Source organism: Sulfitobacter sp. 1A15106, assembly GCF_043556995.1.
Taxonomy (GTDB): Bacteria; Pseudomonadota; Alphaproteobacteria; order Rhodobacterales; family Rhodobacteraceae; genus Sulfitobacter; species Sulfitobacter faviae.
This window is the reverse complement of record NZ_JBIFFM010000008.1, coordinates 52,682-76,754: the sequence shown is the minus strand read 5'-3', so window position 1 is coordinate 76,754 and position 24,073 is coordinate 52,682. Positions and strand designations below refer to the sequence as shown.

At 62.7% G+C, this 24,073-nt stretch carries 21 protein-coding genes; 12 read left to right on the top strand and 9 right to left on the bottom strand.

Features of this window, described 5'->3' with window-relative positions; genetic code table 11:
* Nucleotides 1-38 precede the first annotated feature (38 nt).
* Complete coding sequence (gene otsB, locus ACGYKA_RS13500) at nucleotides 39-788, bottom strand: trehalose-phosphatase (protein ID WP_394412957.1); 750 nt, start codon at nucleotides 786-788, stop codon at nucleotides 39-41.
* 198 nt (nucleotides 789-986) lie between these two features.
* Here otsB and ACGYKA_RS13495 point away from each other — a divergent pair, with 198 nt between their 5' ends.
* From ACGYKA_RS13495 to ACGYKA_RS13485, 3 genes are all read left to right on the top strand, one after another.
* Nucleotides 987-1,961, top strand: a complete 975-nt coding sequence (locus tag ACGYKA_RS13495; protein WP_067268471.1) for a DNA topoisomerase IB — start codon at nucleotides 987-989, stop codon at nucleotides 1,959-1,961.
* A 93-nt stretch (nucleotides 1,962-2,054) separates the two neighbouring features.
* Nucleotides 2,055-2,651 (top strand): exopolysaccharide biosynthesis protein, encoded by a 597-nt coding sequence (locus ACGYKA_RS13490; protein ID WP_394412954.1) that lies wholly within the window; start codon nucleotides 2,055-2,057, stop codon nucleotides 2,649-2,651.
* Nucleotides 2,652-2,814: 163 nt separating this feature from the next.
* Entirely contained in the window at nucleotides 2,815-4,218 is a 1,404-nt protein-coding gene (locus ACGYKA_RS13485; protein ID WP_394412951.1) for a trehalose-6-phosphate synthase, read from the top strand.
* Nucleotides 4,219-4,227: 9 nt separating this feature from the next.
* Here the strand turns inward: ACGYKA_RS13485 and ACGYKA_RS13480 are convergent, their stop codons facing one another.
* Nucleotides 4,228-4,995 (bottom strand): DeoR/GlpR family DNA-binding transcription regulator, encoded by a 768-nt coding sequence (locus ACGYKA_RS13480; protein ID WP_394413219.1) that lies wholly within the window; start codon nucleotides 4,993-4,995, stop codon nucleotides 4,228-4,230.
* 221 nt (nucleotides 4,996-5,216) lie between these two features.
* On the opposite strand from ACGYKA_RS13480, the gene glpD reads away from it, so the two are divergent.
* From glpD to ACGYKA_RS13435, 9 genes are all read left to right on the top strand, one after another.
* Complete coding sequence (gene glpD / locus ACGYKA_RS13475; RefSeq protein WP_394413218.1) at nucleotides 5,217-6,806, top strand: glycerol-3-phosphate dehydrogenase; 1,590 nt, start codon at nucleotides 5,217-5,219, stop codon at nucleotides 6,804-6,806.
* A gap of 13 nt (nucleotides 6,807-6,819) precedes the next feature.
* Complete coding sequence (locus tag ACGYKA_RS13470) at nucleotides 6,820-7,905, top strand: ABC transporter ATP-binding protein (protein ID WP_394412948.1); 1,086 nt, start codon at nucleotides 6,820-6,822, stop codon at nucleotides 7,903-7,905.
* Nucleotides 7,905-8,990, top strand: coding sequence for an ABC transporter ATP-binding protein (locus tag ACGYKA_RS13465; protein ID WP_209219169.1), 1,086 nt, complete (start codon nucleotides 7,905-7,907; stop codon nucleotides 8,988-8,990). The genes ACGYKA_RS13470 and ACGYKA_RS13465 overlap by 1 nt, the downstream gene beginning before the upstream one ends.
* Entirely contained in the window at nucleotides 8,987-9,859 is an 873-nt protein-coding gene (locus tag ACGYKA_RS13460; protein WP_067268460.1) for a carbohydrate ABC transporter permease, read from the top strand. The genes ACGYKA_RS13465 and ACGYKA_RS13460 overlap by 4 nt, the downstream gene beginning before the upstream one ends.
* Complete coding sequence (locus ACGYKA_RS13455) at nucleotides 9,859-10,746, top strand: carbohydrate ABC transporter permease (RefSeq protein ID WP_271690235.1); 888 nt, start codon at nucleotides 9,859-9,861, stop codon at nucleotides 10,744-10,746. Before ACGYKA_RS13460 ends, ACGYKA_RS13455 begins: the two co-directional genes overlap by 1 nt.
* Nucleotides 10,747-10,761: 15 nt before the next feature.
* On the top strand, nucleotides 10,762-11,034 hold the full coding sequence (locus ACGYKA_RS13450; protein WP_067268456.1) for a DUF2160 domain-containing protein: 273 nt from the start codon (nucleotides 10,762-10,764) through the stop codon (nucleotides 11,032-11,034).
* Between the two features lie 85 nt (nucleotides 11,035-11,119).
* Nucleotides 11,120-12,817 carry an extracellular solute-binding protein gene (locus tag ACGYKA_RS13445; RefSeq protein ID WP_394412944.1) on the top strand — a complete coding sequence of 566 codons (1,698 nt, stop codon included), beginning with the start codon at nucleotides 11,120-11,122 and terminating at the stop codon, nucleotides 12,815-12,817.
* 76 nt (nucleotides 12,818-12,893) lie between these two features.
* Nucleotides 12,894-14,390 (top strand): glycerol kinase GlpK, encoded by a 1,497-nt coding sequence (gene glpK, locus ACGYKA_RS13440; RefSeq protein ID WP_394412941.1) that lies wholly within the window; start codon nucleotides 12,894-12,896, stop codon nucleotides 14,388-14,390.
* Nucleotides 14,391-14,398: 8 nt separating this feature from the next.
* Nucleotides 14,399-15,526, top strand: a complete 1,128-nt coding sequence (locus tag ACGYKA_RS13435; protein ID WP_394413216.1) for an iron-containing alcohol dehydrogenase — start codon at nucleotides 14,399-14,401, stop codon at nucleotides 15,524-15,526.
* A 32-nt stretch (nucleotides 15,527-15,558) separates the two neighbouring features.
* Here the strand turns inward: ACGYKA_RS13435 and ACGYKA_RS13430 are convergent, their stop codons facing one another.
* The 7 genes from ACGYKA_RS13430 to ACGYKA_RS13400 form a co-directional block, all read right to left on the bottom strand.
* Nucleotides 15,559-16,953: a M20 family metallopeptidase gene (locus tag ACGYKA_RS13430; protein ID WP_394412938.1), complete on the bottom strand. Its 1,395-nt coding sequence runs from the start codon at nucleotides 16,951-16,953 to the stop codon at nucleotides 15,559-15,561.
* Nucleotides 16,950-18,539, bottom strand: coding sequence for a gamma-glutamyltransferase (locus tag ACGYKA_RS13425; RefSeq protein ID WP_394412935.1), 1,590 nt, complete (start codon nucleotides 18,537-18,539; stop codon nucleotides 16,950-16,952). The genes ACGYKA_RS13430 and ACGYKA_RS13425 overlap by 4 nt, the downstream gene beginning before the upstream one ends.
* A 4-nt stretch (nucleotides 18,540-18,543) precedes the next feature.
* Entirely contained in the window at nucleotides 18,544-19,539 is a 996-nt protein-coding gene (locus ACGYKA_RS13420) for an ABC transporter ATP-binding protein (protein WP_271690229.1), read from the bottom strand.
* Nucleotides 19,536-20,534: an ABC transporter ATP-binding protein gene (locus tag ACGYKA_RS13415; protein WP_067268446.1), complete on the bottom strand. Its 999-nt coding sequence runs from the start codon at nucleotides 20,532-20,534 to the stop codon at nucleotides 19,536-19,538. Before ACGYKA_RS13415 ends, ACGYKA_RS13420 begins: the two co-directional genes overlap by 4 nt.
* A 3-nt stretch (nucleotides 20,535-20,537) precedes the next feature.
* Nucleotides 20,538-21,440: an ABC transporter permease gene (locus tag ACGYKA_RS13410; RefSeq protein WP_271690227.1), complete on the bottom strand. Its 903-nt coding sequence runs from the start codon at nucleotides 21,438-21,440 to the stop codon at nucleotides 20,538-20,540.
* Nucleotide 21,441: 1 nt separating this feature from the next.
* Entirely contained in the window at nucleotides 21,442-22,359 is a 918-nt protein-coding gene (locus tag ACGYKA_RS13405) for an ABC transporter permease (protein WP_136720362.1), read from the bottom strand.
* Between the two features lie 114 nt (nucleotides 22,360-22,473).
* Nucleotides 22,474-23,991, bottom strand: a complete 1,518-nt coding sequence (locus ACGYKA_RS13400; RefSeq protein WP_394412932.1) for an ABC transporter substrate-binding protein — start codon at nucleotides 23,989-23,991, stop codon at nucleotides 22,474-22,476.
* Between the last annotated feature and the right edge of the window lie 82 nt (nucleotides 23,992-24,073).

The following is a 24,073-nucleotide window of genomic DNA, read 5'->3' as shown; positions in this document are numbered from 1 at the left end:
TCTTTTCTATTCATGATGCGACTGCCGGGCGGGCCCGATCAGCGCAAAATCTCTTCCAACCAATCGGCAAAACCGGCCACGTCTTCGATGCGATGTTGGGCTTCGGTCGGCCCTTGGCCGATCTTGATGCCAAAGCCACCCATGGCCTGCGCCGCGCGAAAGCCGTCTTCGTCCGTTACGTCATCGCCGACCATCACGGGCAGGCGGTCTGCGAAGGCGGGAGAGGCCATGAACCGCGCCACCGCGCCGCCCTTGTCGACACCTTTCAAGGCGACCTCGCTGACCATCTTGCCATGCAAACCGCGCAGGCTGGAGTCTTCGCCGACCAGCGTATCGACGAAGCCGCGACAGGCGTCTTCTTGCTCCGGGGCCTTGCGGTAATGCAGCGCGATCGCGCCGGGCTTGCGCTCGGACGTCACCCCATGCAGTACGGCGAATTCCTCGACCCGGTCGATGACCGGGGTGGGGATGCCCGCGCTCTGCTCCGGCGCGTGATCCTCCGCGGTGCTGAGCCGCAGCTCCAGCCCATGCGACCCCGAGACCGGCAGGCGCAGCGCGTCCAAGATACGGTCCACATCCGCCATGGCCCGGCCAGAGATCACCGCCACCGCCCCATCGGTCTTTGCGACGAGACGGGTCAGCAGATGGCGGGTCGCCTCCGGCAGACAGGCGTCTTCGGGGTTGTCGACGATGGGGGCGAGCGTGCCATCGAGATCGAGGAAGAACGCATGGCGCTCGACCGGGATCACGGGCGGCAGATTGCGGGGCGACAGGGTGGTGCTATCCATAGGGGCCGGTCTATCCGTTTCGTTGCACGGGCGTTCCCCCAGAAACCTATGCGCCAGCGCAGCGAAATCAACGGATTTATGCTGCAACTGCGCAGAGATGCGCGATGTGCGCCGCGGGAACCCAGCCGATGCGCCTGCGTTGATCAAAACGGGGGCAGGCCCCAGACGCCACCCCACCTATCGCAATCGGAAGCCCAGATGACCGCACCGTCGACGCTCAGGTACTACCCCGACAGCAAACCCGGCATCGCTCGGCGGCGCTGCGGGCGGGGGTTTTCCTATCACGCGCCCGATGGCCGCTGCATCAAGGACAAGGCCGAGCGGGCGCGGCTGGTGAAACTGGCGGTGCCCCCGGCCTATGAGCGGGTCTGGATCAGCCCCTATGACAATGGGCACCTTCAGGCGACCGGCTTCGATGCGCGAGGCCGCAAGCAATACCGTTACCATCCGCTCTGGTCCGAGGCGCAGGCGCAGGAGAAATACGCAAGTCTGCCCGAGTTTGCCGAGACCCTGCCGCGCATCCGCCGCCGCGTGCGCCGTGATCTTAAGGAGGAGTTGGGCGAACGTGATTTCGCGCTGGCCGCCGCCGTGGCGATGATCGACCGGCTGTCGTTGCGCGTCGGCAATCAGGTCTATGCCGAAACCAACCGCACCTATGGCACGCTGACCCTGAAACGGCGGCATCTGGTCCTGCGCGACGGCAAGTTGCAGGCGTCCTTCATGGCGAAGGGCGGCAAACGGGTCCGCCGCCAGATCGCCAACCGCACCCTAATGCGCGCGCTTGAGAAAATTCGCGACCTGCCCGGCGCGGACCTGCTGACATGGCTCGACGAAGAGGGGCAGCCGCGCAGTCTGACCTCCACCGCGCTGAACGACTACATCGCCGAGGCCGCTGGCACCGAAGGCTTCTCGGCCAAGACCTTTCGCACTTGGGCCGGGTCCGTCGCCGCCTTCGACGTGGCGCTGAAAGAGGACAAGCCCAGCATCAAAGCCATGGCCGAAGCCGCCGCCGAACGGTTGCACAACACGCCCACCATCGCGCGCAACAGCTATATCCATCCGCAGGTGATCGAACTTTGCCAGACCCCGCAAGACTTGCCGGACCCGCCCGATATAGATGATATGACCCAAGCCGAACGGGGGCTGCTGGCCTTTCTGCGCGCGAAGACGTGAACTTGAACTGACAATTCGGGCGAACTTTCACCGCGCTTACGCATTGTTAACATGAGTAGCGCTATCGCCCGACGTTAGAAGGACTAGAATTTCATGAGCGATACAGGTCGGCCAACCCTCAGCGGCGTCCTAGATGAGATGGAGCATCTTTCCGGCGGCGCGGATCGGCAAATCACCGTGGAAGAGATCATCGATTGTCTGGGCAAACATTCCTTTGCCTCAACCATCCTTGCCTTCAGCCTGATCTCAACCTCACCCGCCAGCGGGATTCCGGGGATCACGGCTTTCATCGGATTGGTGGTGCTGTTTCTGGTGGTGCAGATGATCTTTGGCCGCGACAGCCTCTGGCTGCCCGGTTTCGTCATGCGCCGTGACATCGCCGCGAAGAAACTCCGCGAGGGGGTGCGATGGCTGCGGCGTCCGGTGGGTTTCGTGGACCGCTATCTGCACGAGCGCTCGACCTTCATCCTGCACCGCCCGTGGATTTACCTGCCCCTGTTCATGGTGATGGCCCTGTCGATGTTCATGCCCTTCATGGAGGTCGTACCCACCTCCGGCTCCATCGCGTCGGCGATGATCGCCATCTTCGCGGCGGGCTATCTGATGCGCGACGGGCGGGTGGTCATCCTGTCGATGATCCTCATGTCGCTGCTGCCTGTGGGGGTCGCGTGGTTCTTTCTTGGGCGCTGAGAAAATAATTCCGGCCCTTGGCCATGCTGCACCTGCAAAAGATTTGACCAAAGGCGCTCAAGCTGGGAACCTTTACCGACCTAAACCATTAAACCGTTAGTGGTGGTCGGCGTTCCGCCTAATCAGGCTCGGCGACCGAAAATGATTGTTCCCGAGGCATAAAATGGCTGGCAGATTAATTGTAATCTCAAATCGCATCCCATCGGAGGCCGCCCCTTCCGGTGGGCTGGTCTATGCGCTGCATGAAACCCTGCGCAAGATCGGCGGCATCTGGATCGGGTCGCACCCCGAAACCACGGATGCCCCCGCCAACAGTCTCAGCGAATATGGCGATCAGGGCAATTACACCCGGCTGAGTTTTAGCCTAACCCCAGAAGATTACAAGAATTTCTACCTCGGCTTCTCGAACTCCGTGCTTTGGCCCGTGTGCCACCGCCGCGGCGATCTGGTCAAGCTCGACCGCGGGTTCGAGCGGGGCTATTGCGCCGTCAACGCGCGCCTTGCCCGGCAGGTGATGGAGGTGGCCGAGCCCGACGATATGATCTGGGTTCACGACTATCATTTCTTCCCCCTCGCCACAGAGCTGCGCAAGCTGGGCTTCACCGGCAAGATCGGGTTTTTCCTGCATATTCCTTTCCCCGCCTTAGGCGATATGGGCGCCCTCCCGCGGGAGGCCAATCTGGCGCATTGGCTGGCGGATTATGACCTCGTTGGTCTGCAAACCCGCGCCGATGTGGCCCGCTGTCTTGAGATGTTCCGGGCCGAGACCGATTCCGAATTCCTGATGGATGGCACGATCAAATGCGGCTCCCGCGCGGTGGCGCTGCGGTCTTTCCCTATCGGCATCGACGTGGAGACCTTTGTGAAAGCCGCGCAGGGCGGCAGCGCGCAGGACCGTCTGGCCGACGATATGGCAGGCGACATCGTGATCGGCGTCGACCGGCTGGATTACTCCAAAGGTCTGCCCAACCGCTTTCGCGCCTTTGGCCGCTATCTTGAAACCCGGGATGAGCGAGAGCGCCGGGTGAGCATGGTGCAGATCGCCCCGCCCAGCCGAGAGGAAGTCGCCGCCTATCGCGAGTTGCGCTACGAGTTGGAAGAGCTTGTCGGCCGCGTGAACGGGGAGCATGGAGAGATCGACTGGACCCCGCTGCGCTATATCCACCGCAACCTTGATCGCAACCTTTTGGCCCGCCTCTATCGCCGGGCGCGGGTCGGGATCGTGACGCCCTTCGCCGATGGGATGAACCTTGTGGCCAAGGAATATGTCGCGGCGCAAGACCCCGAAGACCCCGGCGTGCTGATCCTGTCGCATATGGCTGGCGCCGCCGAAGACCTGACGGATGCGATTCAGGTCAACCCCTATGATATCGAAGACATGAGCGAGGCGCTCAAGACCGCGCTCGCCCTGCCGCTGGAAGAGCGCAAGCGCCGCCATGCCAGCTGCATGGCGCAGGTGCGGGCCACGGATGTGAACCTTTGGAGCCAGCATTTTGTCGACGCTTTAAAAGCCTGCAAGCCGACGCTCGTGGTCAAGCCCCGCGCGCGGGAATGGACAGACGCCTAGCGGCGGGGGTCATTCTTCCGGCGCATAGACCACCGCGGTCTCCCAACCGCTGCATTTCTCGGCAAGGCCCGCAGGCAGCGCCAGATCGGTAAAGAACATATTCACTTCCCGCGCCGAGGCGATGCGCGCGGGGGCAGAGCGTTTGAATTTGGAATGATCGGTCACCAAAAAGGTCTTGCGCGACTGCGCGATGATACATTGGCTGACGCCCACTTCTTCGATGTCGAAGTCGAGCAGATCACCATCCGCGTCCATTGCCGAACAGCCGATCACCGCGATGTCGAATTTGAACTGGCGGATCGTCTCGATCGTTAGATTGCCGACCAGACCGCCGTCCATCCGGCGCAGTGCGCCGCCGGTCAGCACGATGCGGCATTCGGGGTTGTCGACCAGAATATTCGCCACGTTCATGTTGTTCGTTACCACCATCAGATCGCGGTGGTGAAGCAGGGCGCGGGCCACCGCCTCGGTACTGGTCCCGATATTTAGAAAGACCGAACAGCCGTCGGGGATATGTTCGGCGCAGGCGCGGGCGATGCGATTCTTGGCCTCTTCATGCAGATTGCGCCGCTCGGCATAGCCGATGTTGCTGGCCCCCGAGGGCAGCACCGCGCCGCCATGGACCCGCTCAAGCTTACCGCTGTCGGCCAGTTCCGTAAGGTCACGGCGAATGGTCTGATGGGTCACGCCGAAATGTTCGGCCAGCCCATCGACGGTGACTTTGCCTTCGCGCCGGGCGATTTCAAGGATGTCGGGATGGCGGAATGTCTGTGAAATGGGCGTCGCTCCTGCCTGCTGTTGGCGCATTATCTCCAGTGTTTTGGCTAACGCAAGCAATCGCGCAGCAGGACACGTTTAACATGTTCGCTATGCTGGTGAAACGAACATAAACGAAAATAATTCTTGTGCAGATGAGAGTCGTTTCGTAACACTGCCCCAAATTGGACAGTCTGAGCTGGGGGGAGGGCCGGATCGTGAACCAACAGCCCGATAGCCATATGGCCGCTGCCCCGGTCGATCTATTCGTCATCGGTGGTGGCATTAACGGCGCCGGGATCGCGCGCGACGCGGCAGGCCGGGGGCTGAGCGTGACCTTGGCTGAGATGAACGATCTGGCCTCGGCGACCTCTTCGGCCTCGACCAAGCTTTTCCACGGCGGGCTGCGCTACCTTGAGTATTTCGAGATCGGCCTCGTGCGCCACGCGCTGACCGAGCGCGAGGTGCTGCTGAAGGCGATGCCGCATATCTCTTGGCCGATGCGTTTCGTGCTGCCCTATCACCGCGACATGCGGTTCGAGGGCGACACGCCGACCTCTAAACTGCTGCGGTTGTTCATGCCGTGGATGCGGGGCCGCCGTCCGGCATGGCTGATCCGTCTGGGCCTGTTCCTCTATGACAACCTCGGCGGGCGAAAAATCCTGCCTGCCACACGCAGCCTGTCCTTGCGCGGCACGCCCGAAGGGGCACCGCTGGAGGATCGGTTCGAGAAGGCTTTTGAATACTCCGATTGCTGGATCGAAGACTCCCGCCTCGTGGTGCTGAACGCCCGCGACGCCGAACTGCGCGGCGCGCGTATCATGACCCGGACCAAAGTCGTCTCTGCCGACCGCAGCGCCGATGGCTGGGCGGTCACCGTGGAGCATGGTGCGGATGGCCAGCGCGAGGTGATCCATGCCAAGATGCTGGTCAACGCGGGCGGCCCGTGGGTCGGCGACATCATCCATAACACCGCGCGGCTGAACTCCTCCGAAGGGGTGCGGCTGGTGCGCGGCAGCCATATCGTGACCAAGCGGCTCTACGATCACGACAAATGCTATTTCTTCCAAGGCACCGATGGGCGGATCATCTTCACGATCCCCTATGAGCAGGATTTCACCCTGATCGGCACCACCGACGCCGATCATCCTGATCCGTCCGTCACCCCGGAATGCACGCCCGAAGAGCAGGACTACCTGATCGACTTCGTGAACGGCTATCTCAAGCAGGACATCACCCGCGCCGATATCGTCTGGACCTATTCCGGCGTGCGTCCGCTTTATGACGACGGGGCCAGCAGCGCCACGGCGGCGACGCGGGACTATACGCTCAAGGTCGACAAGACCGGCGGCGCGCCGATCCTCAATGTCTTTGGCGGCAAGATCACGACCTACCGCAAGCTGGCCGAAGACGCGCTGGAGCTGATCGCACCGCATTTCGACGGGCTGTCAGGCCATTGGACCGCAGGCGTCGCCCTGCCCGGCGGTGATTTCCCGGTGGACGGCGTGGCGCAGTTGATCGCGCGGCTGAAAGCGGATTATGACTTTCTGGATGAAAGCTGGGCAGCACGGCTGATCCGGGCCTATGGTACGGATGCTTGGGCGATGGCGGGCGAGGCCAAGACTCTGGCGGATATGGGCGAGCATTTCGGGGCCACCCTCACCGCGCGCGAGGTCGCTTGGCTGATGAACAAGGAATATGCCCTCAGCGCAGAGGACGTCGTCTGGCGCCGCAGCAAGCTGGGCCTGCGAATGGACGAGACGCAGATCGCGCGTCTTGATGAATGGATGCAGATGCGCGCGGCGAAACAAGCCGCCTCTGCGGCGGAATGAGGGGAGGTCGAACGTGAGTTTGATCCTGAAGAACGTGTCGAAGACGGTAGGCGGCCAAACGCATATCTACCCGACCGACCTGACCTTGGAAAAAGGCACGATGAACGTGCTTTTGGGGCCTACATCCTCGGGCAAGACGTCGCTTATGCGGCTGATGGCGGGGCTCGATGTGCCGGGCACGGGGCAGGTGATCTGGAACGGCGAAGACGTGACCGGCATGCGGGTGCAGGACCGCAAGGTCGCCATGGTCTATCAGCAGTTCATCAACTACCCCTCGATGACGGTTTACGACAACATCGCCTCTCCGATGAAGCTGGTGGGCAAGTCGAAGGATGAGATCGACCGCGCCGTGCGCGAAACCGCCGAGCTGATGCAGCTCACCCCAATGCTTGACCGCAAACCGCTGGAGCTTTCGGGCGGCCAGCAGCAGCGCTGCGCCTTGGCGCGGGCGCTGGTCAAGAATGCCGGGCTGGTGCTCTTGGATGAGCCGCTGGCCAACCTCGACTACAAGCTGCGCGAAGAACTTCGTGCCGAAATCCCGCGTATCTTTGAACGGGCCGGGTCGATCTTCGTCTATGCCACGACCGAGCCGGAAGAGGCGCTGCTTCTGGGCGGCAATACCGCGACGCTCTGGGAAGGCCGCGTTACGCAATTTGGCCCGACCCCGAGTGTCTACCGCCGGCCCGAGAATGCGACCACGGCGCGGGTGTTTTCTGACCCGCCGATGAACTTCCTCAGCATGACCAAATCGGGCGATACGCTGCGGTTCGACGGCGGTAAGATGGCGGCACCCGCCACGATGGCCAGCTTGCGTGACGGCGAATATACCGCCGGTTTCCGCCCCAACCACCTCACGCTGAGCGCGCAGGCGCCGGAGGCCATCGGCTTTGACGCGGTACTGAACGTGACCGAGATCACGGGGTCGGAGACCTTTATCCACCTCGATTACCACGGCGCGAAATGGGTCGGTCTGGTGCATGGCATCCAGCATTTGCAGCCCGGCCAGCCGCTGCCGGTCTATCTAGACCCGGCGCATATCTACCTGTTTGACGCGAACGGGGCGCTCGTCTCGGCCGCGCCCTATGCGGAGGCGGCATAATGGCCAAGATCACGCTTGATAACCTCGCCCATTCCTATCTGCCCAATCCCAGCGGTGAGGATGATTTCGCCCTCAAGGAATTGAACCACGATTGGATCGACGGCGAAGCCTATGCGCTTTTGGGCGCCTCGGGCTGTGGCAAATCCACGTTGCTCAACATCATCTCGGGGCTTTTGCAGCCTTCGCAGGGGCGCATCCTGTTTAACGATGTGGACGTCACCCATGCGCCGACAGCCGAGCGCAACATCGCGCAGGTCTTCCAGTTCCCGGTCGTCTACGACACGATGACCGTACATGACAATCTGGCCTTCCCGCTGCGCAACCGTGGCGCGGATGCCTCCTATGTCGCGTCCCGGGTCCAGCAGATCGCCAAGATGATCGGCATGGAGGATGAGCTGAACCGCAAGGCGCGGGGCCTCACGGCGGATGCCAAACAGAAGATTTCGCTGGGCCGCGGCATGGTGCGCGAGGACGTGAACGCGCTCTTGTTCGACGAGCCGCTCACGGTGATCGACCCCCATATGAAATGGGAACTGCGCACGCAGCTCAAATCGCTGCACCACGAATTCGGCCACACGATGATCTACGTCACCCATGACCAGACCGAGGCGCTGACCTTCGCCGACAAGGTGGTGGTGATGTATGATGGCCGCGTGGTGCAGATCGGCACGCCGCAAGAGCTTTTCGAGCGGCCTGCCCATACTTTCGTGGGCTATTTCATCGGCTCGCCGGGGATGAACCTCTTTGACGCGCAGATCGCGGGCAATGCGGCGCAGGTTGCGGGCACGAGTGTCAATTTGAACAAGACCTACGCCCCCAAGGGCCAGAAAACGCAACTGGGCGTCCGGCCCGAATTCGTTAGGATCAATGGCGAAGGTCTGGGCCTTCCGGCCAAGGTGACCCGTGTCGAGGATGTGGGCCGTCACAAGATCATCCGTCTCGACGTGGCAGGCCAGCAGGTCAGCGCCATCGCCGAGGAGGGCGCGACAGTGCCGAGCGAAAACACCGCGATCAGTTTCGATCCGGCGGGCATCAACGTCTATGACGACGATTGGCGCATCAGCGCAGAGGGAGAGGCCGCATGAACAAGACCGTCAACCAAAAGGCATGGTTCCTTGTCCTGCCGGTGCTGATCCTCGTGGCCTTCTCGGCCGTGATCCCGCTGATGACCGTGGTGAACTACTCGGTACAGGACACCTTCGGGCGCAACGAGTTCTTCTGGGCCGGGCTCGAGTGGTTTTCCGACATGCTCGACAGCGACCGGATGTGGGACGCGCTTGGCCGTCAGTTGATCTTCTCGGGGGTCATTCTGGCGATCGAGATCCCGCTTGGCATTTTCGTCGCGCTGAACATGCCCAAGAACGGGTTCTGGGCCAGCTTCTGCCTTGTCCTCATGTCCCTGCCGCTGCTGATCCCGTGGAACGTGGTCGGCACCATCTGGCAGATCTTTGGTCGCGTCGACATTGGGCTTCTGGGCTATACGCTCGACAAGCTGGGCATCACCTATAACTACACTCAAGACATCACCTCGGCGTGGATCACGGTTGTGGTCATGGATGTCTGGCACTGGACCTCTCTCGTGGCGCTCTTGGCCTATGCCGGTCTGCAATCCATTCCGGACGCCTACTATCAGGCGGCCAAGATCGACCAAGCCAGCCGTTGGGCCGTGTTCCGCTACATCGAACTGCCCAAGATGGCGGGCGTGCTGATGATCGCCATTCTGCTGCGCTTCATGGACAGCTTCATGATCTATACCGAGCCATTCGTCGTGACGGGTGGCGGGCCGGGCAATGCCACGACCTTCCTCTCCATCGACTTGGTGAAAATGGCCATCGGCCAGTTTGACCTCGGCCCCGCAGCGGCGTTCAGCCTGATGTATTTCCTCGTGATCCTGTTGATTTCGTGGGTGTTCTACACCGTGATGGTCAACCTCGACAAAAGGGATGGTGTGTGATGACCGACACAACCGTGCAAGCCCCCGGCGCCGCGCCCATTCCGGGCGACGTGACCACCGCCAAACGCGCCCGACGCGGCCGCTTCCGGCCCAAAGGGTCTGTGGTGGTGATGACGCTCTACCTGCTGTTCCTGATGCTGCCGATCTATTGGCTCATTAATATGAGCCTGAAAACCAACGCCGAAATCCTCGGGTCCTTCTCGCTCTATCCGCGGGACCTGACGCTGGCGAACTATGCCAAGATCCTCACCGATCCGAGCTGGTACATGGGCTATGTGAACAGCCTGATCTATGTGGTGATGAACACGGTGATCTCGCTCGCCGTGGCGCTGCCGGCGGCCTATGCTTTCTCGCGCTACACGTTTCTGGGCGACAAACACCTGTTCTTCTGGCTGCTGACGAACCGCATGTCGCCGCCCGCCGTTTTCGCGCTGCCGTTCTTTCAGCTCTATTCTTCGGTCAACCTCTTTGACACGCATATCGCCGTGGCGCTGGCACACTGCCTGTTCAACGTGCCGCTCGCGGTTTGGATCCTCGAAGGTTTCATGCGCGGCGTGCCGAAAGAAATCGACGAGACGGCCTACCTCGACGGCTATTCCTTCCCGCGTTTCTTCATCCGCATCTTCACCCCGCTGATTGCCAGCGGCATCGGGGTCGCGGCCTTCTTCTGCTTCATGTTCTCATGGGTGGAACTGCTGCTGTCGCGCACGCTGACCTCGGTCGATGCCAAACCCATCGCCGCTACCATGACCCGTACCGTCTCCGCTTCTGGCCTCGACTGGGGGGTCTTGGCCGCGGCGGGTGTGCTGACCATCGTGCCGGGTGCGCTGGTAATCTATTTCGTCCGCAACTACATCGCCAAGGGCTTTGCCCTCGGGCGGGTATAAGAGAGGAGACCGCCCATGTCTTGGATGGCTTGGACCATGCCCACCGCGATCTTCTTCGGTGTCATCGCGCTGTTACTCGTGACCTTCACGATCCTCGCGATCAAATTCCCTGAGACGCCCCGTGTAGGCATTCTCAGGATTGAGACAACCCGTGGTGACCGTCTGTTCATCACGCTTCTCGGCTCGGCCTTTATCAATTTGATCTGGCTGGGTTTCGAGGCGGGTCCGCAGCCCTATGCGCTGCTGGTCTGCCTTGCCTATGCCGCAGCCGTATTTCGCTGGGTCTAGGCGCTATCACGGCGGACCCCGGGCAACCGGGGCCGCCATACGACACGACCAAATGTCTAGGGAGGACATAATGAAACGATCTGTCATGAAATCGAGTACCGCTTTGGCGGTCACGCTCGGTCTGCTCGCCGGGCCAGCATTCGCGGATATGGAAGCCGCGAAGAAGTTCCTCGACGAGGAAATCGAACGCTCCGCGCTGAGCCGCGAAGAGCAGGAAGCGGAGATGCAATTCTTCATCGACGCGGCCGAGCCGTTCAAAGGCATGGATATCAAAGTCGTGTCCGAGACCATCACCACCCATGAATACGAAGCCAACGTGCTGGCCCCGGCCTTCAGCGCGATCACCGGCATCAACATTACCCACGACCTGATCGGCGAAGGTGACGTGGTTGAAAAGCTGCAAACGCAGATGCAGTCGGGCGAGAACATCTATGACGCCTATATCAACGACTCTGACCTGATCGGCACCCACTGGCGCTACAAGCAGGCGCGCAGCCTGACCGACTGGATGGCGAACGAAGGCAAGGACGTGACCAACCCCGGTATCGATCTGGACGATTACATCGGCCTTGATTTCACCACCTCTCCCGATGGCGAGCTGTATCAGCTGCCCGATCAGCAGTTCGCGAACCTTTACTGGTTCCGTCAGGACTGGTTCACCGATCCTGAGTTGATGGCCGAGTTCAAAGAGAAGTACGGCTATGAACTGGGCGTCCCGGTCAACTGGTCCGCTTACGAAGACATCGCCGAATTCTTCACCGGCCGCACCATCGACGGCGTCGAAGTCTATGGCAACATGGACTACGGCAAGAAAGACCCGAGCCTTGGCTGGCGCTACACCGATGCGTGGCTGTCCATGGCCGGCGGCGGCGACGTGGGTGAGCCCAACGGCCTGCCGGTCGACGAATGGGGCATCCGCGTCAACGAGAACTCGCAGCCCGTCGGTTCATGTGTGACCCGTGGTGGTGCCACCAACGATGCGGCGGCGGTCTATGCGATCACCAAATCCATCGAATGGCTTGAGAAGTACACGCCCCCCGCAGCCGCTGGCATGACCTTTGGCGAAGCCGGTCCGGTGCCTGCACAGGGCGCCATCGCCCAGCAGATGTTCTGGTACACCGCCTTCACCGCGGACATGGTCAACGACAACGCCAAAGCCGTGTTGAACGAAGACGGCACGCCCAAGTGGCGCATGGCCCCCAGCCCACATGGCGCCTACTGGAAAGAAGGCCAGAAGGTTGGTTATCAAGACGTGGGCAGTTGGACGCTGATGGAAAGCACGCCCGTCGACCGCGCCAAGGCCGCATGGCTCTATGCGCAGTTCGTGACCTCGAAAACCGTGGACGTGGAAAAGGCCCATGCTGGTCTGACCTTCATCCGCGAGTCGACCATCCAGCACGACAGCTTCACCGAACGTGCGCCGAAACTCGGCGGTCTGGTGGAATTCTACCGTTCGCCCGCGCGCACCGCATGGTCGCCCACTGGGACGAACGTGCCGGATTACCCCAAGCTGGCACAGCTGTGGTGGCAGAACATTGGCGATGCAATGTCCGGTGCGAAGACACCGCAGGAAGCGCTCGACAGCCTCTGCGCCGAGCAGGAAAAGGTCATGGAACGTCTTGAGCGCGCAGGCGTCCAAGGTGATCTGGGTCCGAAAATGAACGAAGAGCGGGAAGCCTCCTACTGGCTTGAGCAGGAAGGTTCGCCCGTTGCCAAGCTCGACAACGAAGACCCCGAGCCCGAGACCATCAGCTACGAAGAGTTGATCAAGTCCTGGCAGTAAGCCAAACTTTCGGGGGCCGGGACGCAGCAGCGTTCCGGCCCCTTTTTCGTTTCATCCAACATCCGGGGGCCGCGCCATGACCCATATCCTCGCCATTGATCAGGGAACCACCTCCTCGCGGGCGATCATCTTTGACGGCAACATGTCGGTGACGGCCACGGCCCAAGAAGAATTTCCGCAGCATTTCCCCCGCTCCGGCTGGGTCGAACATGATCCGGGCGACCTGTGGTCGACCACCGCTGGCACCTGCCGCGCGGTGATCGAAAAGGCCGGTCTGCGCCCCGATGACATCGCCGCCATCGGCATCACCAACCAACGCGAGACGACGCTGGTCTGGGACGCAAAGACCGGCAAACCCGTCCACAACGCCATCGTCTGGCAAGACCGCCGCACCGCTGATTTCTGCCGCGCGCTGCGCGAAAGCGGCGACGACAAGATTATCACCGAACGCACCGGGCTGTTGGCCGATCCCTATTTCTCAGGCACCAAGCTGAAGTGGATCCTCGACAATGTGGAAGGCGCGCGCGAACGGGCGCGGGCGGGCGAGCTGCTTTTCGGCACGGTCGACAGCTATCTAATCTGGAAGCTCACCGGCGGCGCGCGCCATGTGACCGATGCCACTAATGCCGCCCGCACCATGCTCTATGACATCCACAAAGGCCGTTGGAGCACGACGATCTGCAAGATGTTCAACGTGCCGCTCGAAATGCTGCCCGAGGTGCAGGACTGCGCCGCCGATTTCGGCACCACGCGCCCCGACCTCTTTGGCCGCGAAATCCCGATCCTTGGCGTCGCGGGCGACCAGCAGGCGGCGACCATCGGGCAGGCTTGTTTCCAACCCGGCATGATGAAGTCGACCTATGGCACCGGCTGTTTCGCCCTCCTAAATACGGGCGAGACGGCGGTGACCTCGACCAACCGGCTGCTCACCACCATCGCCTACCAGCTTGATGGCAAACCGACCTATGCGCTCGAAGGCTCGATCTTCGTCGCGGGGGCCGTGGTGCAATGGCTGCGCGACGGGCTGAAGATGATCCGCGAGGCGGGCGAGACCCAAGCGCTGGCCGAGCAGGCCGATCCGCATCAGAACGTGGTGCTGGTGCCTGCTTTCGTGGGCCTCGGTGCGCCTTACTGGAACGCCGAATGCCGTGGTGCGATCTATGGGCTGACGCGCAACTCCGGGCCTGCGGAACTGGCGCGGGCGGCGCTCGAAAGCGTGGGCTACCAGACCCGCGACCTCTTGGAAGCCATGCAGGCCGATTGGGCCGCCCAAGGCCAGCCGGGCGAGATTGCGACCCTGCGCGTCGACGGCGGGATGAGCGCCAGTGACTGGGCGATGCAGTTCCTCTCAGACGTGATCGGCGCCTCGGTGGACCGCCCCGACGTGCTGGAAACCACAGCACTTGGCGCTGCGTGGCTCGCCGGGCAGCGGGCGGGTATCTACCCCGATATGGAAGGCTTCGCCCGCGAATGGGCGCTTGATCGGCGGTTTGAAACTGAGATGGACGAGGCCGCGCGCGAAGAGAAATACGGCGCTTGGCAGCGGGCTGTTCAGGCGACGTTGCAGTTCTGATGCAGAGGATTTCCCCTTTCGGTTTCGCCACCGCCGGGCGCATCCGCTTTGGTCGCGGTGTGGCGGGTGAAGCGGCCTTAGCCGCGCGCGCCTATGGGCAGCAGGTGCTTTTGCTCCGCGGCGGCTCGGTCGCTTGGGTCGATGAACTGGCGCGCGATTTGGCGGCGGCGGGCTGCGAGGTGACCCAGTTGCGCGGCAGCGGCGAGCCATCGGTCGACGACGTGCGCGCCGCCGTGGCGGCAGGGCGCGGCGCGGATGTGGTGCTGGGCGTGGGCGGCGGCGCGGTGATCGACCTTGCCAAGGCGGCAGCGGCGCTGATCCCGTCGGAGTGCGACGTGATGGAGCATCTCGAAGTCGTGGGCGCGGGCAAACCCTTGCAGGCCGACCCCCTGCCGATGATTGCGATCCCCACCACCGCAGGCACCGGAGCCGAGGTCACAAAAAACGCCGTCATCGCCGTGCCGGAGGCCGCGCGAAAAGTCAGCCTGCGCGACGACCGTATGCTGCCGCGTCTGGCCTTGGTCGACCCGGCGCTGACCGATGGCGCGCCACGCGGGGTGACCTTGGGCTCCGGTCTCGACGCTTTGGTGCAGGTGATCGAGCCCTATCTGTCCAGCAAGGCCAACCCGCTGACCGATGCGCTCTGCCGTGCCGCGATCCCACAGGGCATCGCTGCGCTTAAACGTCTGGCTGCGGGAGAGGATCAGGACGCGCGGGATGCGCTGGCCTATGTCAGCCTTTCGGGCGGTTTGGCACTGGCCAATGCGGGCCTCGGGGCCGTGCATGGGCTGGCAGGTGTGATCGGTGGACGTTTCGGCGCGCCGCATGGGCTGATCTGCGGGCGGCTGTTGGGGCCGGTTCTGGCCGCGAACGCGGATGTGCTCGGGGGCTCGGCCCGCTTCACGGAAGTGCAGAGGTGGCTCTCCGACGGGTTCGGCCTGCCTGAGGAAGGCACGCTCGACGCGCTAACCGCCATGCTCGATGATTGGGGGCTGGAGCGGTTGAACCAATGGATCCCCGAAGATGCGGATCTGACTGAGACGGCCCGCGAGGCGGCGGCCTCTTCCTCCATGCGTGCGAACCCTTGCGTGCTTGAGGCGGAAACCCTCGAAGCCTGCATCCGCGCGGCAATGTAGCGGGCAGGGGCCACGGCCCCCGCCCGGCAGTTTTACGCGGCGCGCGGCGGCGTGTTGCCTTCGCCCAAATCCCAGAACACGCCCGCCATCACCCGCAGCGCATCGCGGCAGACGGGTTTCAGCACATGTTCGTCCGGCGCGTGCTGCGAACAGCTGCGGTAGGAATGCGGCACCCAGACGGTGGGCAGACCCAAGATATCGCTGAAACTGTCATTGGGCAGTGAGCCTGCGAGGTTGGGCAGGATATGCGGCTCTTTCCCGGCGCTTTTCGTCAGAGAGTCAGCCACGAATTTGACCCAAGGGTGATCCGCATCCAGCCGCGTCGCGCGGAAGAAGCCGCGGTCATGCGGTTCGATCCGGACATTCTCGAACCCCTGTTTATCAAGGTGCCGGCGCAGGGCGGGCAGGATGTCTTCGGGGTCGGTGCCGACGACATAGCGCAATTGGCAGGTGGCCGTCGCATGGGCCGAGATCGCGTTGACCGGCGCTTCGGGCACGCCGCTTTTCATCGCGAGGATGGCAAAGCTGTTCCAGCCATAGGCGCGCTCGACCGGGGTCAGGTCTTCTTCGCCCCAGTCGGTGTCGATGGCGGGGCCATCGTCGCTTTCGATCGGCAGGTCTTTCAACGCGGCGCGGACCGAGGGGGTCAGGCTGTCGGGCCGCCACTCGGGGATCTGGATTTGCCCGCGTTTGTCGGTGATGGTCGACAGGGCCTGCGCCAAGATCATCGCAGGATCGGCCAGCAAGCCACCCCAGTTGCCTGAGTGATGCGCGCCTTCGCGTTTGTCGACGATCAAATCAAACGACACGCCCCCGCGCGAGCCCATGAACATGGTCGGCACTTCAGGTTGCAGCCGCGGCCCGTCGGAGGCGATGAGCACGTCGGCGGTCAGTTCCTCGCGGTGTTCGGCAAAGAACTCGGGCAGGCCCGCGCTGCCGGTCTCCTCGCTCATCTCGATCACGATGCGGCAGTTGAAACCCAGCTTGCCGCGGATTTTCAGCACCGCTTCGATGGCGGCGATGTTGATCAGGTGCTGGCCCTTGTTGTCGGCGGTGCCGCGGCCATAAAGCTTGTCGCCTTCTTCGACCAGTTTGAAAGGATGCAGCCCCTCGCGCCACTGGTCGGTCTGGGCGCGGATCACGTCGCCGTGACCATAGGTCAGCACGGTCGGCAGGTCATCCCCCTCACGGCGCTCGCCCACCAGAAAGGGGCCGCCGCGCGGGTCGGGATTGTCGTGAAAGCTGCAGGCAAAGCCCATCGCCGTCAGCCGCGGCTCCATCGTCTCGACCAGATAGCGTTTCAGTTCGGTGGCTTGGTCGGGGTTCTGGCTTTCGGTCTCGTAGGAGACGAGGTTGGCCAGTTCGGCTTGGAACGTCCCCTCATCGAAATAGGTCGAGATCGCTTCGATCGCTTGATCGCGGGTCATGCTTCAATGTCCTTTGTCATATCTTCGGAAATGGCGTCGCCCCAAGGCGACATGATCTCTGTGCAGCCGGAATTCTGCCCGCCCGCGCGCATTACGCCTGCGGGACAGGCGAAAGCGTAGGGAAAGATCGTGCGTTTGGTCTCGGCGACCTCATTGTTCTCGCGCAGCCGGTCGAGCACATCGCGCGGCAGGCTTTCATCGGCGATGAGCTGGTTGGCGTCCGAGGCGTCAATGCGGGGCGCGTGGAAGCTGTCTTCGAGCGACATGTCGAAATCGGTGACGAAGGAGGACAGTTGCGCCACCGCGCCCAAAATCTTGCGCCCACCGGAGGCGCCGAAGGCGAAGCGTTTGTCGCCCTGTTCGCCGATCACCGGGCAGACATTCATCAGGCAGCGCTTGTTCGGGCCGAGCGAGTTCGGGCGGCCCTGAACCGGGTCGAACCACATGATCCCGTTGTTCATCAAAAAGCCGGTGGAGGGCGAGACGACGCGGGAGCCGAAGATCGACAAGAGCGTCTGGGTCTGCGCCACCATATTCCCGTGACGGTCGACTACCGAGAAATGGGTGGTGCAGCCCGGTGCCTCGGGGCTTTCGCCGGTATCGCCCATGGAGCCCAGACGGCGGGCATAGGCGCCTTTGAGCGCCTCGGCCATGGCGGCATAGCTGTCGGGGCCGGGGGCGTTCCCGAGGTCTTCGGTCGCGAGAGAGGTAAAGGTGTCGCGGAAGGTCGGCCCGGCGGTCAGCCCTGGCACGACATGGAAGCGCGCGTCGCGGTAGGCAAAGTCGAGCGGCGCGCTGAATTCGGCGCGGTAGGCTTGCAGGTCGTCGTGGCTGAGGCAGCCGCCTTTCTCCTGCACATCCCGCGCCATCGCAGCCCCAAGGTCTCCATCATAGAGCGCGCGCGCCCCGTGCCGCGCGATCTGGTCAAGGCTGTCGGCCATGCGCGACTGGTCCAGCCGTTTTTCGGCCAGCGCGGTCCAGCCGCTGATCGTGGGCCATTGCCCGTCTTCCAGAAAGAGGTCCGCCGCATCCACATCCTGCGCAAGGGCGCGCGTGCAAGAGGCGATGACCAGCGCGGCGTACCAGTCCACCAACAGACCCTTGCGGGCATGTTCAACCGCCGGGGAAAGCAGCTCGCCCCAAGGCATCTTGCCGAAACGTTCATGGGCTTGGCCCAGCCCGTCGACCACTCCGGGCACGGCGATAGCAGTGGCGCCTTGAACGTTGCGGTCCCCCTCGACATGCTCCCACGGGAAGAGATCGCCCGCCTTGCCCCGCCCGCTCAGCGGATAATTCGCCGGGTCGAGCGCGCCGGGGCTGCGCATGCCGTGGTTGAGCGCATGGGCTTGGCCTTCTTCGGCGCGCCAGAGCATCATCGCCCCGCCGCCCGCAGGGCCGCTCATCCAAGGTTCCAACACGCCGATGACGAAAGAGGTGGCCACAGCTGCATCCACCGCATCGCCCCCTGCCGCAAGCACCTCGGCCCCCGCGATTGCTGCCAACCGATGCTGCGCGGCGACAACGCCATGTTCGGTTTCGATGACGGTTTTGCGGGTTTGACTGCTGTGCGACAGGTTCGATGACATGGGATTACTCTTGTTCGTACATGGGGGTTTCCGGATCGTGCAGATGGCAGGCGACATGCCCCTGCGGGATCGGGGTGTGACGCGGTGCCTTTTGCTTGCAAAGATCCGTCGCGCGCGGGCAGCGCGGATGGAAATGGCAACCCGGCGGCGGTGCGATGGGGTTGGGGTAGGCCATGCCAAGCTGCGTGTCCGGCACGCCCAAACCGGGCTCGGGCGTCAACACGGATTTCAACAGCGCCTTGGTGTAGGGATGACGCGGCGCGTCAAAGAGCCCGGCGACCGAGTTCTGCTCGACGATCTCGCCCAGATACATCACCGCCACGCGGGTCGCGAGGTGTTCGACCACCGCCAAATCATGGCTGATGAAGAGATAGGTAAGGCCGAACTCCTCGCGCAGCTCGCCCAGCAGGTTGAGGATCTGGCTCTGCACCGACACATCCAGCGCCGAGGTCGGCTCATCGCAGATCACCACCTCGGGCTTCATGATGAGCGCGCGGGCGATGGCGACGCGCTGGCGCTGGCCGCCCGACATCTGGCTGGGGTAGGTGTTGATCACCCGTTGCGGCAGGCCCACCACGTCGAGGATCTCTTTGACCTTTTTCTTGCGGCTTTCCTCGTCACCGATGTTGTGCACCCGCAGCGGCAGAGAGATCACGTCATAAATGCTCTTGCGCGGGTTGAGCGAGGAATAGGGGTCTTGAAAGATCGGCTGGATCCGCCGCGCCAGCGCCAGACGGCCCTGTTCGGTGATCTCTTCGCCGTCGATCTTGACGTGACCGGCGGTCGGCTGCTCCAGCCCCAAGAGGATTTTGGCGAGGGTGGATTTGCCGCAGCCGGATTCACCGACGAGGCCCAGCACCTCCCCCTTGCCCAATTGCAGCGACACGTCATTCACCGCGGTGAGCGGTTTGACCTTGCCGAACATGCCCTGTTTCACCCGGTAGGTCTTGCTGACGCCGGAAAGCTCCAGCACCGGGGGTGTGTTCACGCTGTCCTTCATACGGTCAGCTCCTTCTCGGACTGGCGTTTGCCATCGGGGAAAATGCAGCGGAAGGCATGGTTGCCGTCCTCGCGTTTGGGGATGTCGCCACGGCATTCGGCGACGGCATGGGGGCAGCGGGTACGGAAGACGCAGCCCTCAACCTCGCCCACGAGCGAGGGCACGATGCCCGGAATCGTGCCCAGTTTCGCGCCGCGGTCGGTCTTGCCCGGGAGCGGGATGCAGCGCAGCAGCCCGCGGGTATAGGGGTGCGAGGGCGCGTTAAAGATATCGCCCACCGGGCCCGTCTCGACCAATTCACCCGCATACATCACCGCGACCTTGTCGGCCACGCGGGCCACGACGCCGAGGTCATGGGTGATCAGGATCACGGCCATGTTCATCTCGCGCCCCAGATCGTGGAGCAGTCGCAGGATCTGCGCCTGAATGGTCACGTCGAGCGCGGTGGTCGGCTCGTCCGCGATGATCAGTTCCGGCTCGCACATCAGCGCCATGGCGATCATCACGCGCTGGCGCAGACCGCCTGACAGCTGGTGCGGGTATTGCGACAAGCGGCTCTCGGCGGCGGTGATGCCGACCTTCTCCAAGAGTTCAATCGCCCGGTCCCGCGCCTGCTGGCGGCTGACCTTGCGGTGCAAAAGCAGCGCCTCGGCCAGTTGATCGCCGATCGTGTAGGCCGGGTTGAGCGAGGTCATCGGCTCTTGGAAGATCATCGACATCCGCGCCCCGCGCAGCTTGCGCATCTGGCCTTGGCTCGCGGTGGTCAACTCGGTCCCGTCAAAGGTCATCCGATCCGCGCGGCGTTTGATGGATTTGCCCAAGAGCCCCATCAGGGCCAGCGAGGTGAGCGATTTGCCCGAGCCGCTTTCGCCGACGATGCACAGGGTCTCGCCACGGTTGAGGTCGAAGTCGATCCCGCGCACCGCATGCAGGGTGCCGCCGCCCGTGGGAATATCGAGCCGCAGGTTGCGGACGCTCAGAAGTGGTTCTGTCATGGGTCAGCTCCGGTTTTCGGGGGCGGTGACGTCGCGCAGACCGTCACCCATCAGGTTGATCGCCAGCACCAGCACGAAGAGGACAGCGCCCGGGATCAGCACGAGCCACGGCTCGAACAGCATCATGTTCTTACCTTCGGAGACCATCAGCCCCCAGCTCGGCGTCGGTGGTTGCACCCCAAGGCCGAGGAACGAGAGTGCCGCTTCCAGAAGGATCGCATGGGCCATCTCCAGCGTCACGACGACGATCAGGTTGTTGGCGATGTTGGGCATGATCTCGGACAAGAGGATGCGCGGGGTGGAGGCGCCGATGACCTGTGCCGCGGCCACATATTCGCGCCGCCGCACCTGCATGGTCGAGGCGCGCATGACCACCGCGAAACGGTCCCACAAGAGCAGGCCCAGCACCATGATGACCACTTGCAGCGATCCGCCAAGGATCGCCACCACGGCCAGCGCCACCAGTACCACCGGCATCGCGAGACGCACGTTGATGAGGAAGGTGACGACTGCATCGACCTTGCCACCGAAATAGCCAGCAGCCACGCCCATGGCGGTGCCGATGAGGCCCGAGATCAGCGCCGCCACGGCCCCGATCAGCAGCGAAATCCGCGCGCCGTAGATGAGGCGCGACAGGTAATCGCGGCCCAGATGGTCGGTGCCCAAGGGATGCTCCCATGTGCCGCCCATGAACACGGGGGGCTCCATCCGGGTCATCAGACTTTGGGCATAGGGATCATGCGGGGCAATCCAGGGCGCGAGGATCGCGATGATCGTGAGGATGATCAGAACGACCGCCCCGATCAGCAGACCTTGGTGCCCGAAGATGCGCTTGCGCAGCATCTGGCCGGGGGTCGGGCCGGTGATTTCGTCCAAAAGGCTGTCATGTGTGCTTGCCGTGGCCATGTCAGCTGCTCCTCATGCGGGGGTCGAGCCATGCGTTCAGCACGTCTGCGAGGAAGGTGAAAACGATGTAGAACATCGAGAAGATCAGGATCAGCGCCTGCACCGTGGGCAGGTCGTTGCGCGCGATGCTCTCCCACGCCAGATAGCCCGCGCCATGCAGCGCGAAGATCGACTCGACGACGATGGAGCCGCCCAGCATGAAGCCCATCTGCACGGCGGCGAGGCTGACCACCGGGATGATCGCGTTGCGCAGCGCATGGCGGAACAGCACCCGGCGCTCGTTCGCGCCCTTGGCCCGCGCGGTGCGGATGTAGTCGGAGTTCAACACGTCCAGCATGCCCGCGCGCGTCAGGCGCATGATGGCGGGCATAGCGTAATAGCCCAGCACCACCGTCGGCAGGATGAAATGCCGCCATGTGTCGGTGCCCGAAGGCGGCAGCCAACCCAGTTGGATGGCAAAGACCACGATCAGGATGAGGCCGAACCAGAAGCTCGGCATCGCCTGACCGGCAACCGAGATGAAGAGTGCCACACGGTCGATGATCGAATTGGGGCGGATCGCGGCGACCACGCCCAAGGGAACGGCGGTCAGCAGCGCGAAGGTGATGCCGCAGACGCCGAGCGTCATGGTCACGCTCAATCGGTCGGCGATGAGCGAGGCGACGGGCAGGCGGAAATAGTAGCTTTCGCCGAAATCGCCCTGAAGGGCCGAGAACAGCCATTCGCCATATTGCACCAGCATGGGCCGGTCAAAACCATAGAGACGGCGCAGGGCCTCGATATCTTCGCCACTGGCGGTTTCACCGGCCAGCGCGGCGGCGGGGTCGCCCGACAGGAACAGCAGGCTAAAACTGATAAACGACACGGTGAAGGCCACGAGAAGGGCCAGTCCCAATCGTTTGAGAATGAATTGAAGCACGGGTGCAACTACCTTGAGGCTGCGCCGCAGGCGAGGGCCTGCCGCGTGGGTCTGGGTTGGGTGCGGAAGGGGAGAAGGGCGGGGGCACCGGTCACGGCGCCCCCGCCGGTTGGTTTACTTCCAGCTGGCCGTGGTGAAGCGCAGGACTTCGTCGGCTGTGGGTGTGTATTCCACCTCATTGGTGGTCACATAGTTGGTGTTGTAGGAGAACATCGGCGCCCAATAGGCTTCCTCGGTGATGCGTTCGATCGCCTTGGAGTAGTTCTCTTTGCGGACCTCGGGATCGGTCGAGCTGTCGGCGATGTTGAGGTATTCGAGCGTCTCGTCGTCCATCGCGTAGTCGAGCGAGCCATGTTTGAAGAACTGGCTGACCATGGCGGAGGCGTCGTTAATCGAATAGCTGCCCCATGTCTGGAACGACACGGCGGTTTCGCCCTTCATGTTCTGCTCACGCAGGGCGGAATACTGCAACATCTTGAAGTTGGTATCGATGCCAACAGCGTTAAGATAGCTGGTGATCGCCTCGGCATATTCGCGGTCGCGGTAGGCGTAGAAGTCGATGGTCAGACCGTCTTCGTAGCCCGCCTCGGCCAGCAATTCCTTGGCCTTCTCGGGGTTGTATTCATACTTCACAGCCGCGTCTTCGTCGCAGCCGAACTGGCTGGGGAAGCAAGGGGTGTAGACGACTTTGGATTTGCCTTTAAGCAGCGCATCGACCAGTTCCTGACGGTTGATCGCATAGTTCACGGCTTTGCGCACGCGCACGTCGGTAAAGGGGCTGTCCTCGGAGCGGCCCGCCGCATCCAGCGTCAGATAGCCCACGCGCATGGTGGATTCGTTGGAGACTTGGAACTCATCCCGCTCGGCCAGTTTCTCGGCTTGGTCCGAAGGCACCTGCCAGATCAGATCAAGCGAGCCGCTGAACAGTTCGGCCATCTGCGTGTTCACATCCGGGATGGTGCGGATGTCGATTTTCTTGATGCTGGGCTTGCCCTTGGGGCTGTCGTGGTAGCCCTCATAGGCTTCCAGTTTGAAGTGCTGGCCGGGGACGACTTCGGTCACCTTGTAAGGGCCAGTGCCGACGGGTTTCAGGCCCATGCCTTCGGGGCCGGCTTCTTCGTAGTAGTCGCTGGGATACATCGAAACGGGGCCGGAGAGGAATTCGATCGCCGCCGGGAACTTCTCTTTCAGCATGATGCGCACGGTGTAGTCGTCGACCTTCTCAGCCGATTTCATCCAGTTCACGTTGCGCTGCGTTTTCACGCCATTGGCCTCATCGGCGACGTAGTTCACGGTAAAGACCACGTCATCGGCGGTGAAGTCCGACCCGTCGTGGAATTTCACGCCTTCGCGCAGTTTGAATTCGATGGTCGTGTCGTCGATCCATTCCCATTCGGTGGCGAGGTTGCCCATGTATTCGTTGGTGACCGGATCGCGGTAGATCAGACCATCCCAGACGGCGCGTTGCAACACCACGCCTTCGCGGGACGAGTTGAAGTAGCTGTCGACGTTCTCAAGCTCTTTGGTGAAGGCGACATTCAGCGTGTCATTGGCTTTGTCCGCCCAAGCCGCGCCCGTGGCGGCGGCCAAGACAAGCCCGGTGATGGTTGATTTCAGGACCGTGGATTTCATGGTCAACTCCCCTGCTGGTTAACGAATTCGGTTCCGTATCTTTTTGACTTGCGTCTCGTATCATATAATAATACTTGATATC

Coding starts and splice junctions, on each gene's coding strand:
- otsB (WP_394412957.1), bottom strand. CDS start 788: ATGGATAGCACCACCCTGTCGCCCCGCAATCTGCCGCCCGTGATCCCG.
- ACGYKA_RS13495 (WP_067268471.1), top strand. CDS start 987: ATGACCGCACCGTCGACGCTCAGGTACTACCCCGACAGCAAACCCGGC.
- ACGYKA_RS13490 (WP_394412954.1), top strand. CDS start 2,055: ATGAGCGATACAGGTCGGCCAACCCTCAGCGGCGTCCTAGATGAGATG.
- ACGYKA_RS13485 (WP_394412951.1), top strand. CDS start 2,815: ATGGCTGGCAGATTAATTGTAATCTCAAATCGCATCCCATCGGAGGCC.
- glpD (WP_394413218.1), top strand. CDS start 5,217: ATGGCCGCTGCCCCGGTCGATCTATTCGTCATCGGTGGTGGCATTAAC.
- ACGYKA_RS13465 (WP_209219169.1), top strand. CDS start 7,905: ATGGCCAAGATCACGCTTGATAACCTCGCCCATTCCTATCTGCCCAAT.
- ACGYKA_RS13460 (WP_067268460.1), top strand. CDS start 8,987: ATGAACAAGACCGTCAACCAAAAGGCATGGTTCCTTGTCCTGCCGGTG.
- ACGYKA_RS13455 (WP_271690235.1), top strand. CDS start 9,859: ATGACCGACACAACCGTGCAAGCCCCCGGCGCCGCGCCCATTCCGGGC.
- ACGYKA_RS13450 (WP_067268456.1), top strand. CDS start 10,762: ATGTCTTGGATGGCTTGGACCATGCCCACCGCGATCTTCTTCGGTGTC.
- ACGYKA_RS13445 (WP_394412944.1), top strand. CDS start 11,120: ATGAAATCGAGTACCGCTTTGGCGGTCACGCTCGGTCTGCTCGCCGGG.
- glpK (WP_394412941.1), top strand. CDS start 12,894: ATGACCCATATCCTCGCCATTGATCAGGGAACCACCTCCTCGCGGGCG.
- ACGYKA_RS13430 (WP_394412938.1), bottom strand. CDS start 16,953: ATGACCCGCGATCAAGCGATCGAAGCGATCTCGACCTATTTCGATGAG.
- ACGYKA_RS13425 (WP_394412935.1), bottom strand. CDS start 18,539: ATGTCATCGAACCTGTCGCACAGCAGTCAAACCCGCAAAACCGTCATC.
- ACGYKA_RS13420 (WP_271690229.1), bottom strand. CDS start 19,539: ATGAAGGACAGCGTGAACACACCCCCGGTGCTGGAGCTTTCCGGCGTC.
- ACGYKA_RS13415 (WP_067268446.1), bottom strand. CDS start 20,534: ATGACAGAACCACTTCTGAGCGTCCGCAACCTGCGGCTCGATATTCCC.
- ACGYKA_RS13410 (WP_271690227.1), bottom strand. CDS start 21,440: ATGGCCACGGCAAGCACACATGACAGCCTTTTGGACGAAATCACCGGC.
- ACGYKA_RS13400 (WP_394412932.1), bottom strand. CDS start 23,991: ATGAAATCCACGGTCCTGAAATCAACCATCACCGGGCTTGTCTTGGCC.